General features: G+C 61.5%; 15 protein-coding genes. 7 read left to right on the forward strand and 8 right to left on the reverse strand.

Annotated features, from left to right (window positions below; genetic code table 11):
- Nucleotides 1–6: 6 nt before the first annotated feature.
- The 5 genes from KHO23_RS02710 to KHO23_RS02730 all read right to left on the reverse strand — a co-directional run bounded on the left by KHO23_RS02710 (nucleotide 7) and on the right by KHO23_RS02730 (nucleotide 7,056).
- Nucleotides 7–267: a hypothetical protein gene (locus KHO23_RS02710; RefSeq protein ID WP_012432018.1), complete on the reverse strand. Its 261-nt coding sequence runs from the start codon at nucleotides 265–267 to the stop codon at nucleotides 7–9.
- A gap of 89 nt (nucleotides 268–356) precedes the next feature.
- On the reverse strand, nucleotides 357–3,548 hold the full coding sequence (locus KHO23_RS02715) for an efflux RND transporter permease subunit (RefSeq protein WP_211609423.1): 3,192 nt from the start codon (nucleotides 3,546–3,548) through the stop codon (nucleotides 357–359).
- Between the two features lie 15 nt (nucleotides 3,549–3,563).
- Nucleotides 3,564–4,754, reverse strand: a complete 1,191-nt coding sequence (locus KHO23_RS02720; RefSeq protein WP_211609424.1) for an efflux RND transporter periplasmic adaptor subunit — start codon at nucleotides 4,752–4,754, stop codon at nucleotides 3,564–3,566.
- A 149-nt stretch (nucleotides 4,755–4,903) separates the two neighbouring features.
- Nucleotides 4,904–6,082 carry an ABC transporter substrate-binding protein gene (locus tag KHO23_RS02725; protein ID WP_211609425.1) on the reverse strand — a complete coding sequence of 393 codons (1,179 nt, stop codon included), beginning with the start codon at nucleotides 6,080–6,082 and terminating at the stop codon, nucleotides 4,904–4,906.
- Nucleotides 6,083–6,114: 32 nt separating this feature from the next.
- The gene (locus KHO23_RS02730; protein WP_211609426.1) at nucleotides 6,115–7,056 is read right to left on the reverse strand and encodes a CysB family HTH-type transcriptional regulator; all 942 of its coding nucleotides are present in this window, start codon (nucleotides 7,054–7,056) and stop codon (nucleotides 6,115–6,117) included.
- A gap of 219 nt (nucleotides 7,057–7,275) precedes the next feature.
- On the opposite strand from KHO23_RS02730, the gene KHO23_RS02735 reads away from it, so the two are divergent.
- From KHO23_RS02735 to cobA, 6 genes are all read left to right on the forward strand, one after another.
- Nucleotides 7,276–8,955 carry a nitrite/sulfite reductase gene (locus KHO23_RS02735; protein ID WP_211609427.1) on the forward strand — a complete coding sequence of 560 codons (1,680 nt, stop codon included), beginning with the start codon at nucleotides 7,276–7,278 and terminating at the stop codon, nucleotides 8,953–8,955.
- Nucleotides 8,956–8,977: 22 nt separating this feature from the next.
- Nucleotides 8,978–9,517, forward strand: a complete 540-nt coding sequence (locus tag KHO23_RS02740; RefSeq protein WP_211609428.1) for a DUF934 domain-containing protein — start codon at nucleotides 8,978–8,980, stop codon at nucleotides 9,515–9,517.
- Entirely contained in the window at nucleotides 9,514–10,257 is a 744-nt protein-coding gene (locus tag KHO23_RS02745) for a phosphoadenylyl-sulfate reductase (protein WP_211609429.1), read from the forward strand. Before KHO23_RS02740 ends, KHO23_RS02745 begins: the two co-directional genes overlap by 4 nt.
- A 115-nt stretch (nucleotides 10,258–10,372) precedes the next feature.
- A complete protein-coding gene (gene cysD, locus KHO23_RS02750; protein WP_211609430.1) occupies nucleotides 10,373–11,335 on the forward strand; it encodes a sulfate adenylyltransferase subunit CysD in 963 nt (320 codons plus the stop codon).
- Nucleotides 11,336–11,354: 19 nt separating this feature from the next.
- Entirely contained in the window at nucleotides 11,355–12,668 is a 1,314-nt protein-coding gene (locus KHO23_RS02755) for a sulfate adenylyltransferase subunit 1 (protein WP_211609431.1), read from the forward strand.
- Between the two features lie 54 nt (nucleotides 12,669–12,722).
- The gene (cobA, locus tag KHO23_RS02760) at nucleotides 12,723–13,475 is read left to right on the forward strand and encodes a uroporphyrinogen-III C-methyltransferase (RefSeq protein WP_211609432.1); all 753 of its coding nucleotides are present in this window, start codon (nucleotides 12,723–12,725) and stop codon (nucleotides 13,473–13,475) included.
- Between the two features lie 865 nt (nucleotides 13,476–14,340).
- On the opposite strand, the gene KHO23_RS02765 is transcribed toward cobA, so the two are convergent.
- From KHO23_RS02765 to lptF, 3 genes are read right to left on the reverse strand one after another with little or no spacing between them, the layout of a single operon-like run.
- Nucleotides 14,341–14,721 carry a sirohydrochlorin chelatase gene (locus KHO23_RS02765; RefSeq protein WP_211609433.1) on the reverse strand — a complete coding sequence of 127 codons (381 nt, stop codon included), beginning with the start codon at nucleotides 14,719–14,721 and terminating at the stop codon, nucleotides 14,341–14,343.
- Nucleotides 14,722–14,732: 11 nt separating this feature from the next.
- Complete coding sequence (lptG, locus tag KHO23_RS02770) at nucleotides 14,733–15,881, reverse strand: LPS export ABC transporter permease LptG (RefSeq protein ID WP_211609439.1); 1,149 nt, start codon at nucleotides 15,879–15,881, stop codon at nucleotides 14,733–14,735.
- Nucleotides 15,882–15,884: 3 nt separating this feature from the next.
- Nucleotides 15,885–16,982: an LPS export ABC transporter permease LptF gene (lptF, locus tag KHO23_RS02775; RefSeq protein WP_211609441.1), complete on the reverse strand. Its 1,098-nt coding sequence runs from the start codon at nucleotides 16,980–16,982 to the stop codon at nucleotides 15,885–15,887.
- A gap of 137 nt (nucleotides 16,983–17,119) precedes the next feature.
- On the opposite strand from lptF, the gene KHO23_RS02780 reads away from it, so the two are divergent.
- The gene (locus KHO23_RS02780) at nucleotides 17,120–18,676 is read left to right on the forward strand and encodes a leucyl aminopeptidase (protein ID WP_211609446.1); all 1,557 of its coding nucleotides are present in this window, start codon (nucleotides 17,120–17,122) and stop codon (nucleotides 18,674–18,676) included.
- The last annotated feature ends 46 nt before the right edge of the window (nucleotides 18,677–18,722 follow it).

The raw sequence follows: 18,722 nt of genomic DNA on the forward strand, positions 1-18,722 counted from the left end.
ATGTCTTCAACCGCCCTTGCTCTTCTTGATCTGCTCTTCGAACGCAATATCGAGCTTGCTCGCCTTGCGCGGTTTCGGCGGTCCGAAGCCGTCGACGAACTTGACGAAGTCGTCAAGCGTCAGCGGATCGGAGACCTTCTTGTCCGTGCCGCTCGATTTGTCGACCAGATAAAACAGGCCGCCGGACAGGCTGATCGCGGCGAACTGCGGGTTGCCGCTGCGGGTTTTCAGCCGCTCGACGGCGTGGATGGCTCGGGTGGTGCGCATGATGGGGGGCTGCTGGTCGGGGGAAAGACTTCTACTGTAGCAACTTCGCGCGGGGCGCGCGAAGTTGCTACATTGCGCGGCCTTGCACCTTACGTCTGGCGTTTGAACCTGCGCCGCAGCCAATCCGCCCAATCCTCCAGCACCGTATAAACCACCGGCACGACCACCAGCGTCAGAATCGACGACGTAATCACCCCGCCGATCACCGTCTGCCCGAGCGGCCCGCGTTGCTCGCCGCCTTCACCGAGCGCCGCCGCCAACGGCAGCATGCCGAAGATCATCGCGAGCGTGGTCATCAGAATCGGCCGCAGGCGCACACGCGCCGCTTCGAGCAGCGCTTCACGCCGCTCCATCATGCGACCCTTGCCGGACGCGTCGAGCAAGGTGCCGCGCCGCGCCTGATTGGCGAAGTCGATCAGCAGAATCGCGTTCTTCGTCACGAGGCCCATCAGCATCACGAAGCCGATGATCGAAAACATGTTCAGCGTACTGCCGAACAGCAGCAGGGCGATCAGCACACCGATCAGGGTGAGCGGCAGTGACGCCATGATCGCGAGCGGCTGTGCGAAGCTCGCGAACTGCGACGCGAGAATCATGTAGATGAAGATCACCGCGAGCGCCAATGCCTCCACCGCGTACACGAACGACTCGTTCATGCTCTTGGTCGAACCTTCGAATCGATAGTGGTAGCCCGCCGGCAAGTGCATCGCGTCGAGCGCCTTCGCGACGTCCGAGGCCACTTCGCCGGGCGAGCGGCCATTCACGTTCGCCGACAGCATCACCTCGCGTTGCAGGTCGCGCCGGTTCAACACGTCAGGGCCGGTCGTCTTGACGATATCCGCGATCTGCCGCAGCGGCACCAGCACCGGCGCGCCGTTCGCGTCGGTGCGGTTGGTGGCGATCATCAGCTTGGCGAGATCGTCGACGTCCTCGCGCTGCGAGCGCGGCAAGCGCACGCTAACGTCGTAGTCCTGGTCGTCGGGCGCGCGCCAGGTGCTGATGGCATCGCCGGAGAGCAGCGGCCGCAGCGCGGTGCCGATATCGGCCACGCCCACGCCAAGGTCGGACGCCAGTTCGCGCTTCACATTGATCGCGACGATCGGTTTATCCGCCTTGAGACTCGAATCGAGATCGACCAGCCCCGGGATCTTGACCATCCGTGCCTGAGCCGCATCCGAAAGACGGCGCAGTTCGTCGAGGTTGTCGCCCTGCAAGCTCAACTGGATCGCCTTCGTGCTGCCGGCGCCGTCGGGCACGCCGATTTCAGTAATCGACACGCCCGCCACCGAGGCGAGCCGCGCGCGAAACACCTGGTTCAATTCGACCATGCCGCGCGTGCGGTCGCGGCGGTCCTTCAGGCGCACGGTAATCAGCGCGGTATTTTTGCCTTGTGTGTTGCCCGAATTGACCGTTGCGTAACTGAAGCGCACTTCGGGATAGGTGGCGAGAATCGCCTGCACTTGCCTCACTTTTTCCGAGGTGGCCTCGAGCGAAGTGCCCACCGGTGTGTTCAAACCGATCTGCGTTTCGGAGAAGTCCGCATTCGGCACGAACTCGGTACCGACAAACGGCACCAGAAACAGGCTGCCGAAGAACGTCGCAGCAGCCACGACGAGCGTGATCGCGCGATGCCTCAGCGACCAGCCGAGCAGGCGCTGATAAAACGCGGTGAGCTGGTCGATCTGCCTGTCGAACAGATGCAATGAACGTTCGATCAAGCGTCCGTAGCGATAGCCTTTGCGGCCCGTGTCCGCGTCATGCAGATCGGGGTCCGGCCAGATCGAGGACAGCATCGGATCGAGCGTGAACGACACGAACATCGAGATGAGCACGGCAGCGGCCACCGTGATGCCGAACTGATGGAAGAAGCGGCCGATGATGCCGCCCATGAAGCCCACTGGCAGAAACACCGCAACGATCGAAAAAGTGGTGGCCAGCACGGCCAGCGCGATTTCCTTGGTGCCGTCGAGCGCGGCGGTGCGATGGTCCGCGCCGAGCTGCACGTGCCGCACGATGTTCTCGCGTACCACGATTGCATCGTCGATCAGCAAGCCGACGCATAAAGACAGCGCCATCAGCGTGATCACGTTGATCGTGAAACCGCACGCGTACATCACCGCGAAGGTGCCGATCAGCGCAATCGGCAGCGTGAGGCCGGTAATCACCGTGCTGCGCCACGAGCCGAGGAACAGGAACACGATCAGCACCGTCAGCAGCGCGCCTTCAAGCAGGGTGCGCTTCACTTCGTTGACGCTTTGTTCGATGTTGATCGAGGAATCGTCGGTGATATCGAGTTTGACGCCCGGAGGCAGTTGCGGCTGCAGAAGCGCAACTGCGTTACGCACGCCGTGCGCGACGTCGACGGTGTTCTCGCCTTGCGCCTTGATGATCGACAGGAACAGTGCGCGCTGGCCGTTGAGCAACGCCATGCTGTCGGGTTCCTGCTGGCCGTCCACCACGTCGGCGACCTGATCGAGCGTGACGGGCTGTGTCGCCGATGAAGCAGTAGGAATCGCTGACTGCGCACCGCGCCGCGCGACGATGATGCGTTTGAAGTCGCCCGGTTTCTCGAAACGGCCTTTGACTTGGACCGTCTGTTCAACATTGCTCGACGTCAGCGGCCCAGCCGGAATCTCCTGATTCTCGTTCTGTACTGCGCGAATCACCTGATCGACGCCGATCGAAAGCGCCTGCAGCTTCTGCGGATTCACGTCGATCTGCACCTGTCGCTTCACGCCGCCCACCAGCGAGACCGAACCGACGCCGCGTACGGTCTCAAGCCGCTTGCGCACGATCTGATCGGCGACCGTGGTGAGGTCGCGCGTGGACCGCGACGCACCCGGCGCGTTCGAAATGGCCACCGTGATGATCGGCATATCCGACGGGTCATAGCGCAGCACGCGCGGGTCCTTCACGCCGTCGCGCAGATCCGGGCGGATGAGCGCGATCTTGTCGCGCACGTCCTGAGCGGCTTGCACCGCATCCACCGAAAGATCGAATTGCACGATCACGACCGACTGCGCGTCGTACGAACGCGAGGTGATTTCGTCGATGCCGCTGATCGTGTTGACCGCTTCCTCGATCTTGCGCGTGACGTCCGATTCGACCGATTCCGGTGACGCCCCCGGATACGCGGTCTGTACGACGACGACCGGGAACGCGATGTCGGGGAACTGATCGACCTTGAGCCGCTGATAAGAGAACAGACCGATGACGAGCAGCGTCATCATCATCATCGTGGCGAGCACCGGGTTGCCGATGCTGATGCGGGTGAACCACATAGGCGGGGGCTCCGGTCAGCGTGCGCTGCTTGCGCCCGGCACGCTGGCCGCTTGCGGTGCAGCCTGCCCTGGTTGGACTGGCTGCACTACATGCACGGTGCTGCCGATCCGCAATGAGCCGAGGTTGTTCTTCACGATCTGCTGACCAGGCACCAGCGGGCCGCCCACGATCTCGGTCCATGTATCGCCGTCGGCGTCGCCGGTCGCGCCGGTCTCTACCGCTTGCTCGACCAGCTTGCCGTTGACGAGCGCATAGACGCTGTGGCGCGTGCCGTCCGTGCGGATGGCAGTGGCAGGAGCAACCAGCACGTCCTGCCGGCTGCCGACCGAGATCGTGCCGGTGCCGAACATGCCGACCCGCAGCGTGCCCGACGGATTGGCAACCTGCACATACACCATGATCGAACGCGAGCCGGCTTGCGCGGCCGGATTGATGCGCGTGATCGCGCCCTGAACGGGCGTGTCGATTCCGTCGAATGCGATCTGGATCGGCTGGCCGATGCGAACGCGGCCGATCTCGCCGACCGGCACCGGTGCCTCAAGTTCGAGCGTGCGCAGATCGACTACGTCGAACAGCTTGGTATCGACCGCGACTTTCTCGCCCGGTTCGACCGAGCGCGAGGCGATCTGTCCATCGAGCGGCGAGCGCACGACGGTATCGTCCAGCGACAGATTCGACGACGCCAGCGCAGCCTTCGCCGCATCGAGATTCGCGCGGGCGATTTGGTACTGGCTTTGCGCGGTATCGAAGGCGTTTTTTGAAATGAAGCCTTTTTCGACCAGCACGCGGTTGTTGTCGAGCGTCTGTTTGGCGATGTCAAGCTGGCCGGCCATGGCGGCCATCTGACCGCGCGTCTGTTCGGCGCGGGCGACATAGTCGCGGGCATCGATCTTCGCGAGAGTCTGGCCGGTCCTGACCGAATCGCCTTCGCGCACCATCACGTTGAGTGCCGAGCCGGCCACTTTCGATTTGACCGCGGCTTGCGTGACGGCGCGCAGCGAGCCGGTCAGGGGCAGCGTTTCGGAGAGGGTGCGGCGGCTGACGGTGGTGAGATCGTCGGGCGCGAATTCGACGACGGACGAAGGTGTCTCGACGCCGGCGGCAACGGCGCCGCTACGCTTCCTGATGGCGTGGCCCACCGCGATGGCGAGGATCACAACGGCTACAACGGCGGCGAAAAAGATGCGTTTTCTGGTTTTTAGCATGCGCGGTCTGACGGACTTCACGGGCTGGCGAGAGGCGGCGGCCTTGTGGTCTCAAGGCGCCGCGCATCTCACACGGAATCGGCGAAATTAGCCTGAGCCCGCAGTTCACTGCAAGCTGGCCGTCAGCATGGTACACGCAGCTTGCATGCTCACTGACTCAAATAAACGAACTTGCCGTTCCTGATAATGCCCATCACACTCGCGCGCTGATCCAGACCGACGTGGTCCTTCGGGCTCGTGTTGACCACACCGTTCGGCACGACCAGTTCATGCGCGTGTTCCAGTTCGTCGCGCAAGGCAACGCGGAACGCCGGCGTGCCCGGCTGCGCCGTCTTCACCGCGCGCGCCACCGCGTCCTGCAAACGCGGATAGACGCCTGCCGCGTCGCCCGCAAACTGCGTGACGCTGCCCGGGCCGTACTTCGCTTCGTATTCGTTGGTGAACGCGAGCGCCGCCTTCTTTGCCGGATGATCGGCCGGCAGCGTGCGCGCCACCACGACCGGCTGGGTCGGGAATAGCGTGCCTTCCACGTCCTTGCCGCCCAGCTTGATGAACTCGGGCGTGGCGATGCCGTGCGTCTGATAGATCGGGCCTTTGAAGCCGCGTTCGATCAGCGTGCGTTGCGGCAGCACGGTCGGCGTGCCGGCGCCGGCGATCAGGATCGCGTCCGGTTTGGCCGCCATCAGCTTGAGGATCTGGCCGGTGACGCTGGCGTCGGTGCGGTTGTAGCGCTCCGTTGCCACCAACTGGATATGCCGCAAGGCCGCGAACTTGCTGAACTCGTTGAGCCAGCTTTCGCCGTAACCGTCCGCGAAACCGATGAACCCTACCGTCTTCACGTTGTGGTTCGACATGTAGCGCGTCATCACGTCGGCCATCGCGCTATCGGTCTGCGCCATCTTGTAGGCCCACACCTTCTTGCCTTCCTGCGGCTCCACCACGCTTGCCGAGCCGATGAGCGTGATCATCGGCGTCTGGCTTTCCGCGACCGGATCGAGCGCGGCCATTGCAGCCGGCGTGATATTCGGGCCGACGATCACATCGACATGGTCTTCATTGATCAGCTTGCGGATGTTGCGCACCGCGTTGCCCGGATCGGAGGCGTCATCGAGGAAGATGTAGTCGGCCTTCTGGCCGGCGATCGTGGCCGGCCACATCAGCATCGCGTTCTTGCTCGTAATGCCGATCACGGCGGCAGGGCCGGTGCTCGACAGGTCGATACCGACCTTGATGTCGGCCTGTGCTGCGGTGGCGAGCAGGAGCGCGCCAAAACCAAAAGCGGCAAAAGCGGTGGATAGGCCGTTGATCTTTTTCTTATGCGACGTCATCGAGGGTCTCCGTAGCGGGAAGCGTAGTCAGTTCAAAGTTCGTAGGTTTCGTGTTCGCCTTTGAGCGCCTGTTCGATCAGCTTGCGGTTCATGCTCGGCGACAGCAGTTCGACGAGCGTATACACATAGCTGCGCAGATACGCGCCCTGTTTCAGCGCGACGCGCGTCACGTTGCTGCCGAACAGATGGCCCACCGGCATGGCGCGCAGATGGCGGTCGCGCTCGGCGTTGAACGCGATATCCGCCATGATGCCGACGCCCAGTCCCAGTTCCACGTAGGTTTTGATCACGTCGGCGTCGATCGCCTCCAGCACGATGTCCGGATGCAAGCCACGCAGGCGGAACGCCTCGTTGATCTTGGTGCGGCCCGCGAACGCGTTGTCGTACGTAATCAGCGGATATTGGGTCAGATCGTCCAGCGACAAAAGTTTACGGTCGAGCAGCGGATGATCCGGCTGCATCACGGCGACGTGGTGCCACTGGAAGCACGGCAGCGAGACCAGTTCCTTATAGTTAGCGATCGCTTCGGTGGCGATGGCGAGGTCCGCCTGGTCGTGAATCACCATCTCGGCCACCTGGGTCGGGCTGCCTTGCAAGATTGAAAGGTGGACTTTCGGGAACCGCTTCTTGAATTCGGCGATGGCGGCCGGAAGTGAGTAGCGTGCCTGGGTATGGGTGGCGGCGATCACCAGATTGCCCTGATCCTGGGCCGCGTAATCTTTACCGACCCGCTTGAGACTCTCGACTTCCTGCAGAATCTTCTCAACCGACTGAAGAATGATGCGCCCCGGCTCGGTCAGCGAGCGCACGCGCTTGCCGTGCCGCGTGAAGATTTCGACGCCCAGCTCGTCTTCCAGCTCGATGATCGCCTTGGAGACGCCCGGCTGGCTTGTAAACAGGGCTTTGGCCGCTTCGGTCAGATTGAAATTCTGCCGCACAGCCTCGCGGACGAAGCGGAATTGATGCAGGTTCATATATAACCTCTCCGCATATCAAAAGAATTTTTTAGTCGTTTGAAATATAAGGCGAGTTTATTACGATCTGTCCATCTTTTTCAATATGGATATCTGTATTTGTCATAAGCAAATGAGAGATAGGTCTAAACCCTGTCTCGGCTGGACTGACAAATGGAGATATCTAGGGCGCGGCGGAACCGGACCGCCGTGTGTCACGCAAAAAATTGGGGTCCCCGAATGTACCAATACGATCAGTACGACCAGACCATCGTCGATGAGCGGGTCGCGCAATACGCCGATCAGGTTCGCCGCCGCTTGTCGGGCGAATTGAGCGAAGAGGAGTTCCGTCCGCTGCGTCTGCAGAACGGCCTGTACATGCAGCGTCACGCGTACATGCACCGCATCGCGATTCCGTACGGCAATCTGCGCAGCGACCAGATGCGCGTGCTGGCCCAGATCGCGCGCGAGCACGACCGCGGCTATGGTCACTTTTCGACGCGTTCGAACATCCAGTACAACTGGATCAAGCTCGAAGAAACGCCGGAAATCCTGCGCAAGCTCGCCGCGGTGCAAATGCACGGCATCCAGACCTCGGGCAACTGTATCCGTAACATCACGGCCGACCAGTTCGCCGGTGTGGCGCCGGATGAAACGGTCGATCCGCGTCCGTGGGCAGAAATCCTGCGCCAATGGTCGACGTTCCACCCGGAATTCGCATGGCTGCCGCGTAAGTTCAAGATCGCCGTGTCGGGTTCGCAGGAAGACCGTGCTGCCGTGCAGATTCACGACATGGGCGTGTATCTGAGGAAGAACGCGCAGGGCGAGTTGGTGGCCGACATCCTGGCCGGTGGCGGCATGGGCCGTACGCCGATCATTGGCGCGATCATCCGTCAAGATCTGCCGTGGCAACATCTGCTGACGTACTGCGAAGCCGTGCTGCGCGTGTACAACCGCTATGGCCGCCGCGACAACATGTATAAGGCGCGCATCAAGATTCTCGTGAAGGCGTTGAGCCCGGAGAAATTCTCGGCGCAAGTCGAAGAAGAATGGCAACACCTGAAGGACGGTCCGTCGACGCTCACGCAAGCGGAAGTGGATCGCGTGTCGCAATACTTCCAGCCGCCGGTGTATGAAAAGCTGGCCGACACGGATGCATCGTTCGAAAAGCATCTGCTGGAAAACCGTGCGTTCGCGCGCTGGGTCGAACGTAACGTGCGTCCGCACAAGGTGACGGGTTATTCGTCTGTCACGTTGTCGCTGAAGCCGACCACGATCGCCCCGGGCGACGCCACCGACGCGCAGATGGAAGCGGTCGCCGATTGGGCCGACGAATACTCGCTCGGCGAAATCCGCGTATCGCACGAACAGAACCTGATTCTCGCGAACGTGAAGAAGCGCGACCTGTTCGCGCTGTGGGAAAAGGCCAAGGCGCAAGGTTTCGCGACGCCGAACATCGGCTTGCTGACCGACATCATCGCGTGCCCGGGTGGCGATTTCTGCTCGCTCGCAAATGCAAAGTCGATTCCGATCGCGCTGGCGATTCAGGAGCGTTTCAGCGATCTCGACTACGTGTACGACCTCGGCGACGTGTCGCTGAACATCTCGGGTTGTATCAACGCTTGCGGTCACCACCACGTCGGCAACATCGGCATTCTGGGCGTCGATAAGGACGGCTCGGAGTGGTATCAGGTGACGCTCGGCGGCGAGCAGGGTACGGGCGCCACGGGCGCGCATCTCGGTCGCGTGATCGGCCCGTCGTTCTCGGCGGAAGAAATGCCGGACGTGATCAGCAAGGTGATCGATACGTTCGTGGAAAACCGTCACGAAGGCGAACGCTTCGTCGAAACGTACAACCGCATCGGCATGACCCCGTTCAAGGAACGTGTGTACGCCTCGCGTCAACCGGCTCACGCGTAATCGCGAAAAGGATACTGAACAGATGGCTTCTATCATCAAGAACCGCGCGATCGTCAACGATGACTGGACGGTGGTGCGCGCCGCTGAAGACGGCACGCTGCCCGCAGTCGCTGCCTTGCCGGCCGGCAAAGTGCTGGTGCCGCTCGCGTTGTGGCAGGCGGAGCGCGACGCGCTGATCGCTTCGCGCAGCACCGCTGAAATCGGCGTGTGGCTCGCGCCGGATAGCGAACCGGCGGATATCGTCGGTGACTTCGACACGATCGCGCTGATCGGCGTGGATTTCCCGGTGTTCCGCGACGGCCGCGGCTACAGCATCGGCCGCCTGTTGCGCGAGCGTTATGGCTACAAGGGCGAACTGCGCGCGATCGGCGACGTGCTGCGCGACCAGTTGACGTTCATGTTCCGCTGCGGCTTCGACGCTTACGCATTGCGTTCCGATAAAGACTTCGACGACGCGCTCAAGGCGTTCGACGAATTCAGCTTCAACTATCAGGGCGCGGTGAACTCGTCGCCGCTGTTCCGCCGGCGTGAAGCGGGCGAACTGGCAAAGGCCTCGGCATGAGCGGCACACAATCGCTCACGCCGGAACTCGCTGCGAAGGTCGAGCGCCTCGATGCGCTGCTCGATTCGATCGCCGCGCGTCACGCGAACGTGAAGCTCGCCAGCAGCCTCGCGGCGGAAGACATGCTGCTCACGCACGCGATTCTGTCGCGTGGCGTGAAGATCGGCATCTTCTCGCTCAACACGGGCCGTCTGCATGCGGAAACGCTCGGCATGCTCGATCGCGTGAAAGAGCGCTACGGTTATGATATCGAGCAGTTTCATCCGCAAGCTGCCGCGGTTGAAGAATATGTCGGCTCGCACGGTTTGAACGCGTTCTATGAAAGCGTCGATCTGCGCAAGCGCTGCTGCGAAATTCGCAAGGTCGAACCGTTGAACCGCGCGCTGTCGGACGTCAGCGCATGGGTGACGGGACAGCGCCGCGAACAGTCGGTGACGCGTGCCGAACTGCACGAGGAAGAACACGATGCGGCGCGCAACATCGCCAAGTTCAATCCGCTGACGGACTGGACCGAAGCGGAAGTGTGGGACTACCTGAAAGCGTTGGACGTGCCGGTCAATCCGCTGCATGCGCGCGGTTATCCGAGCATTGGCTGCGAACCGTGTACCCGCGCGATCCGTCCCGGTGAAGACAGCCGGGCAGGGCGCTGGTGGTGGGAATCGCGCGATACGAAGGAATGTGGCCTGCATATCACGACGATTACGCCGATCCCCGTCAGCAGCGAGAACACGTCGGCATAAAGCATTACGGCGGTTCGGGCCTTGGTTTTTAGCTTGAACGCCGCACATACCGATTTGAATACTTCCGCCTGGGCGAGCAACCGCCCGCCCGGGCGAATCAACGAAGGACCCAAACATGAGCACCACGCTCGAATCCACTGTGAATGCACCGCTTGCCAACACCGCGAACCGCATGGATCACCTCGATTGGCTCGAAGCCGAGTCGATCCATATCCTGCGCGAACTGGTCGCCGAATGCAGCAAGCCCGCGCTGCTGTTTTCGGGCGGCAAGGATTCGGTGGTGGTGCTGCACCTCGCGCTGAAGGCCTTCGGCATTGGCGCGAATCGCAAGACCGTGCTGCCGTTCCCGCTCGTGCATATCGACACCGGCCACAACTACGACGAAGTGATCGACTTCCGCGATCGCCGCGCGAAAGAGATCGGCGCTGAACTGGTGGTGGGCCACGTTGAAGATTCGATCAAGCGCGGCACGGTGCGCCTGCGCCGCGAACTGGATTCGCGCAACGCCGCGCAAGCCGTGACGCTGCTCGAAACGATCGCGGAACACGAGTACACCGCACTGATCGGCGGCGCGCGCCGTGACGAAGAAAAGGCCCGTGCAAAAGAACGGATCTTCTCGTTCCGCGACGAATTCGGCCAATGGGATCCGAAGGCGCAGCGCCCGGAACTGTGGAGCCTGTACAACGCGCGTCTGCACAACGGCGAACACCTGCGCGTGTTCCCGATCTCGAACTGGACCGAGCTCGACGTGTGGCAATACATCGCCCGCGAACAGCTCGAACTGCCGTCGATCTATTACGCGCATCAACGCGAGATCGTGCGCCGCAACGGTCTGCTCGTGCCGGTCACGCCGCTCACGCCGATGCGTGAAGGCGAAACCAGCGAAACCGCGCTCGTGCGTTTCCGCACCGTGGGCGATATCAGCTGCACGTGCCCGGTGGAAAGCGATGCCGACGATCTCGAGAAGATCATCGCGGAAACGGCCGTAACCGAAATCACGGAACGGGGCGCCACGCGGATGGACGATCAGGTCTCCGAAGCCGCGATGGAACAGCGTAAGAAGCAAGGTTATTTCTAAGCACACCGGGACAATGCAAATGAATATTCATCATCCAGAAGACCTCGGCGTGCTGCGTTTCATTACTGCGGGCAGCGTCGACGACGGCAAGAGCACGTTGATCGGCCGCCTGCTGTACGACAGCAAGGCAGTTCTGAGCGACCAGCTTTCGGCACTGTCGCGCGCCAAGAATAAGCGTACCGTTGGCGACGAAATCGATTTGTCGCTGCTGACTGACGGTCTCGAAGCCGAACGCGAGCAGGGTATTACGATCGATGTGGCTTACCGCTACTTCGCAACGGCCAAGCGCAAGTTCATCATCGCCGACACGCCGGGTCACGAGCAGTACACGCGCAACATGGTGACCGGTGCATCGACGGCACACGCAGCGATCATTCTGGTCGACGCAACGCGCGTGACGTTTGTCGACGGCGTCGCTCAACTGCTGCCGCAAACCAAGCGTCATAGCGCGATTGTGAAGCTGCTCGGCCTGCAGCACGCGATTGTCGCGATCAACAAGATGGACCTCGTCGAGTATAGCGAAACGCGCTTCAACGAGATTCGCGATGCGTATGTCGAGCTCGCGCGTCAACTGGGTCTGAACGACGTGCGCTTTGTGCCGGTGTCGGCGCTGAAAGGCGACAACATCGTGACGGCTAGCGAAAGCATGCCGTGGTACGCAGGCGAGCCGCTGCTCGATTTGCTCGAAGCGTTGCCGGTCGATATTCCGACGGGCCAGGCGCTGCGCTTTCCGGTGCAATGGGTGGCGCGTCAGGACGGCAGCCAGGCTGACGACTTCCGCGGCTATATGGGCCGTGTCGAGGCGGGTGAGGTGAAGGTCGGCGATACCATCGTCGTGTTGCCGGCGAACCGCGAAGCGACGGTTGCGGAGATCATTGCGCCGGTGACGGGCGGTACGGCGGCGGTGGACCGCGCGTTTGCCGGTCAAACCGTGACGATCCGTCTGGCGGAAGACGTCGACGTGTCGCGTGGCGATACCTTCGTGCTGCGCGAAGCGGCACCGGAGCCGGCGAAGAAACTGGAAGCCGACCTGTGCTGGTTCGACGACACGCCGCTGTCGACGCAACGCAAGTATCTGTTGAAGCAGACCACCAACACGGTGTTCGCGCGGATCGGGGCGATCAAGGAAGTGCTCGACGTGCATACGCTGTCGCAGGCAACCGATCGCAAGGAGCTGGCGATGAACGATATCGGCCGCGTGGCATTGACGTTGCAAAAGCCGCTCGTGTGCGACGTGTACGACTCGCATCAGGGCACGGGTGCATTCGTGCTGATCGACGAAGCGACGCATCACACGGTTGCGGCCGGGATGATCCGGGCGTATTCGGCGTAAGCGAGCGGCGCGTAGCTGCGCACTGCGGGCACCCTAACGAACAGGTTTAAGCATATGGGTAAGGTTTATCTGATCGGCGCAGGGCCGGGCGCCGCGGACCTCATCACGGTACGTGGGGCGCGGCTGCTGGGCACGGCTGATGTCGTGTTGCACGATGCGCTTGTCGAGCCTGCGATGCTGGACTATGCGCCTTCACGTGCGCGGCGGATTGCAGTGGGCAAGCGGTGCGGGCAGCTTTCCACTGCGCAGCAGTTCATCAACAAGCAGATCGTCGATGCGGCTTTGGAGCATGACGTGGTGGTGCGTCTGAAGGGCGGCGACCCGATGTTGTTTGGACGTGCCGATGAGGAGATGCGGGCGCTTGAGGCCGCGGGGATCGAGTATGAGGTGGTGCCTGGGATTACGGCTGCGCTGGCTAGTGCGGCTTCTTTGAAGCGGTCGTTGACGCTTCGCGGTGTGTCTCGTAGCGTGGCGTTGGCTACGCATAGCCGGGCGGCCGATACTGAGGCGATTCGTGAGCAGGTGAATGCCGATTCGCTCGTGTTTTACATGGGGCGGGATAGTGGGCCGGAGATCGCTCAACAGTTGATTGACGCTGGGCGTGATAGCGCGACTCCCGTGGCGATTGTCGAAGCCTGTAGTACGCCTCGTGAGCGTATGCTCACTCTCACACTTTCTGGGCTCGCCTGCGGGGAGGCTCAGCAGTGGCTTGATGCTTCGCAGCCTAGTCTTCTGATGATCGGGGAGGCTTTTGCTGCCAGGCAGCAGGTGGTCCGCTCCGCGGATGGGCTTTTAGTTGCGGCTTAGGGTTTGGGGTTTTGCCTTTGGCGGCGGCATTGGCTGTGTGCCTGCGGTGTTGGCCTTTCCTTGAATTCTTATTGGTCTATTAGCGTCGCCCCTGTGCGGGGCAGCACCTACTTTTCTTTGCCTGCCGCAAAGAAAAGTAGGCAAAAGAAAGCGGCTTAAACCGCTAGCCTATAAGCGGGTCCCCCGCGCAGCCACGGTAGTGGTGCATCTGGAATCTGTGCCCTCGCACATTCAGCCCTGGTGACAAGGCCGTCATACTTCCGGTGGCGCTTCGCGCGCCGACGCGGTACTTCATCAAACCGTGCGTTGTTACTGACGCTCGGCGTGCCTTCATCAAATCGCGTGTTGTCGCCGATGCTTTGAGGAAATCCGCCAAGCCACCAGGTCTCGTCAGGCTCATTGCTGCTTCATTTGGTAACGGCTGCTTCCGGCATCATGGGGGGCGCTAGCGGCCGCTAGCTGCTTGAGGGGCCCGGCGGCACACCCAAAACCATCCGATATATTGAGCGCATCGTCAAGGCCAAGCCGATGACCCCCACTGCGCCCAAACGAATCCAAGGATCCGCATGATTGTCCCTTCCGGCGAGCACGTAGTGCGAGGCGGGAAGCATGATTGCTGTGTCACCGGAGCGGAATGTGCGAGAACACAGATTCCAGATGCACCACTACCGCGGCTGCGCGGGGGACCCGCTTATAGGCTAGCGGTTTGAGCCGCTTTCTTTTGCCTACTTTTCTTTGCGGCAGGCAAAGAAAAGTAGGTGCTGCCCCGCACAGGGGCGACGCTAATAGACCAATAAGAAATCAAGGAAAGGCCAACACCGCAGGCACACAGCCAATGCCGCCGCCAAAGGCAAAAAAAAACAAATCAACCTTGCCGAAGGCAATACTCAGCAACAGCGTCCAACACCTCCTCATCCTCACCAACGGCAACAGCGCACTTAATCTCAACGGAGGGATACAACCCACGACACCGCTCGACGAGCGCAGGCAGATCCTTCCTGATATGCCCACCTTGCCCAAAAAAAACAGGCACAACCGTCACAACAGAACACCCGTCGGAGACAAGAGCCCCCACAGCAGTTGGCAAATCCGGCTCCATCAACTCAAGAAAAGCCAGCAAAACCGGCCCAGCGCCAGCATCAGAACCACGTGCGACCCGCAATTTATCGGCGAGCCTCTCAAACGGCTCGCGCCAGCGCACATCCCTCGCACCATGCCCAAACAACACCATCCCATGCGTAGCCATGACACAGGCTCCTAATGGCGATCAACCCACTTCAACCCGACCAGACCAAGCACCAGATAAACGAGCCCAGGCGTAGCCGCAGTCAAAGGAGCAGGCCACGTATTCAACGTGCCGATATGCGAGAACAGCGTGTTGAACAGCTGGAAACTCATCCCCAGCATAATCCCGCCGAAAACCTTCACGCCGACCACGCCGGCACGCGTATGCAGATACGCAAACGGCAACGACAGCACCAGCATCACGAACACCGCAAACGGGTACAGCAGCTTGCGCCACAGCGCAATTTCATACCGCTGCGTGTCCTGATGATTCTCGGTCAAATGCTGAATGTAGCGGAACAGGTTGAACATCGACATCCGGTCCGGCGACACGAGCAGCACCGACAAAATCTGCGGCGTCAGTTCCGAGCGCAACGAATACGACGGCATCGTCACCTGGTTCGCACGATACACCGGATTCAACGCATCGGACGGGGTGCCTGGAGGAGGGGGCACGTCAATCAGTTGCGTGTCCGTCACATCAGTCAACTGCCAATGACCCGGCGGCTGAAACTTGCCGCTCTTCGCAATCCGCACGTTGGACAAGCGGAACTTCGAATCGAACTCATAAATCCGCACGTTGCTGATCGTTGCGTCCGGCTTCAATTCGCCGACATTCACGAAGCGCGTCACCTGTTCGCCGTCCGCGCGCGCGGTGAGCGTGTCTTTCACCCACACGCCCGACTCGAAGTTGCTCGATACCGCCGACCCCAGCGCTTCGAGCCGCACACGTTCCGACAACTGATCCGTGTACGGGCCGACCACTTCGCCGATCAGGTAAGTCAGGAACACCAGCGGAATGCCGATCTTCATGAGCGAGCGCAACGCCTGATTGGTGGCGAGTCCGGACACCCGAAAAATCGTGTACTCGGAGTTCGCCGCCATCTGCGCGAATACGTAGATCGCGCTGATCAACGCAGCAACCGGAATGATTTCGTAAAAGCGCGACGGCGTTTGCAGCGCGACGCGCAACACCGCGTACTGGAGCTTGTAGTTGCCGTGGCCGACGGAGTTCAGTTCGTTGATCAGGTCGAAGAAGAAGAACAGACCCGAGAACGCGAACAGAATAAAGATGAACGTGAGGTAGACCTGACGCGCAAAGTATTTTTCATAAATGCGCATCGGTCAGGCTCCCTGCGAACGGCCGAACATGGCCCGCGTGAATAGCGGCCGGTTGCGAACGCGCATCCAGAAGATGAACACGACGATTGCCGCCACAATAATGTGCAGGCCCACCAGTCCAATCCCGAACGACATCCTGCCTTGCTCGATCCACGCCTGGACCACGTTCAACAGATTTGAATAGGTTAGATAGATCAGGACAGCCATCACCAGATTGATCGTGCGGCTGCGCCGCGGGTTTTGATGCGCAAGCGGAATCGCCAGCAGCATCAGGTTGATCGCAATCAGCGGCAGGCCCGCGCGCCACGCGAATTCGGCAAGGTTGTCGTTGGTCGGATTGCGCAGGAGCGCGAGTGTGGACAAGCCGGTCGTTGTTGGCGTATTGACGACTGGCTGGCTCTGGATCTTCAGGCCGTAGCGTTCGAACTCCATGATGCGGAAATCGGGGTGACCCGGTTCGCCGTCATAGCGGCGGCCGTTTTCCAGCACGACGAAGCGGTCGCCGTTCTTGTGGGTTTCGGTGTGGCCGGTTTTCGACACGACCACATTGACCTTGCCGTTTTCCGTGCTGGTGACGAACACGTTCTCGACGCGCCCCTGGTCGGGCGACATTTTTTCGATGAAAAACACCCGGTGGCTGGCAGACGATTCGCGGAATTGGCCCGGCGCCAGCAGCGAGACTTCGTCGCGCTGCTGGAAGCGCGCGCGCAGCAGCTTGCTCTGCTGGTTCGACCACGGCCAGCCGATGAATACGAAGAACATGATGAGAATGATGATCGGCGTGGCGAAAATACCGATCGGCTTGATGAAGCGGGTCAGACTGACACCCGAGGCGAGCCAGACGACCATCTCGGAGTCTTTGTACCAGCGGGTCAGGACGAACAGAATCGACACGAACAGGGTCGCGACGAGCATGATGGCCAGGTAGCCAATCACGGTCAGGCCGATCAGGACCAGCACGTCGCGCGGATCGATCTCGCCCGAGGCGGCGAGGCCGACGATGCGGATCATCATCGTCGTCAGCACGAGCGTGAGGAGAACCATGAACACGGCACCAGCCGTATACGCGAGTTCGCGCTGGAGGGAGCGTTCGAAGATCATTATTGATGATGAGAGGGGGCGCTCTCAGTGACATGCGGGTTGGTTCCCGTCACGCCTCCGGTGCAGCCGCCGCGGGAAAAATAGCGGATAATTGCGGCTTTCATCCTAAGCCCAGATTTTATCCGAGGACAAGCGCGATGGACTTTAGCATAAAAGCCTGTGATTGGACCAAAGGCTCGTCAAACGGTTTCCTGACCGGGAAATCCGATTGCATCGTAATCGGCGTGTTCGAGTCGCAAACGCTCTCGGGCGCGGCCCTTGAGATCGACGCGGCCACCAAGGGTCTCCTGACCCGCATCATCAAGGCCGGCGACATGGACGGCAAGGCCGGCACTACGCTGTTCCTGCACGAAGTCTCAGGCATCGGCGCTTCGCGCGTGCTGCTGGTCGGACTCGGCAAGCAGGATGCTTTCAGCCAGAAAGCCTACGGCGAAGCCGTGCGGGCCGCCTGGCGCGCACTGCTCGGCACCAAGATCGTCCAGGTCACCTTCACGCTTGCCCAACTGCCGATCCTCGAACGGTCGAGCGATTGGGGCGTGCGCGCCGCGATCCTCGCGCTGCGCGAGCTGACCTACAAGTTCACGCAGATGAAGAGCAAGCCGGACAACGCGGCGCGCGCCTTGAAGCGCATCGTGTTCAGCGTCAATACCGGCGACGAGAAGGCCGCCAAGCTCGCGGCCAAGCAGGGCGCCGCGCTTGCCAACGGCATGGACCTGACGCGCGACCTCGGCAACCTGCCGAGCAACGTCTGCACGCCGACCTACCTTGCCAACACCGCGAAGAAGCTCGCCAAAGACTGGAAGCTGAAGGTCGAAGTGCTCGGCGAGAAGCAGTGCGAGGCGCTCAAGATGGGTTCGTTCCTGTCGGTCACGGCCGGCTCGGTCGAACCGGCCCAGTTCATTGTGCTGCAGTACCACGGCGGCGCCGCGAAAGCTGCACCGGTGGTGCTGGTCGGCAAGGGTGTCACGTTCGACACCGGCGGCATTTCGCTCAAACCGGGCGAAGGCATGGACGAGATGAAGTACGACATGTGCGGCGCCGGTTCGGTGCTGGGCACGTTGCGCGCCGTCGCCGAAATGGGCCTGAAAATCAACGTGGTCGGCATTATCCCGGCTGTCGAGAACATGCCGTCGGCCACGGCCACCAAGCCGGGCGACATCGTCACCAGCATGAAGGGCCTGACGATCGAAGTGCTGAACACGGACGCCGAAGGCCGGCTGATCCTGTGCGACGCGCTGACCTATGCCGAGCGTTTCAAGCCGGCAGCGGTGATCGACATCGCCACGCTGACAGGCGCCTGCATCATCGCGCTGGGTCATCACAACAGCGGTCTGTTCTCGAAAGACGACGCGCTGGCGGGCGAGTTGCTCGACGCGTCGCGTGAAGCATCCGACCCGGCCTGGCGCATGCCGCTCGACGACGAGTATCAGGATCAGCTCAAGTCGAACTTCGCGGACCTCGCGAACATCGGCGGCCGTCCGGCGGGCAGCGTCACGGCGGCGTGCTTCCTGTCGCGCTTCACCGAAGCGTATCCGTGGGCGCATCTGGACATCGCCGGCACCGCGTGGAAGAGCGGCCAGGCGAAGGGGGCGACCGGCCGACCGGTGCCGTTGCTCGCGCAGTTCCTGATCGACCGGGCCGCGGACGGTCGGGCCGCTGACGGTCGGGCCGCGGACGGTCGCGCTGCGCAATGACGCGTTGCAGTAAGGTTGCAAGTGTCGCGGTAGACGCAAAACGGAG

Source organism: Paraburkholderia haematera (assembly GCF_905220975.1).
Lineage (GTDB): Bacteria > Pseudomonadota > Gammaproteobacteria > Burkholderiales > Burkholderiaceae > Paraburkholderia > Paraburkholderia haematera.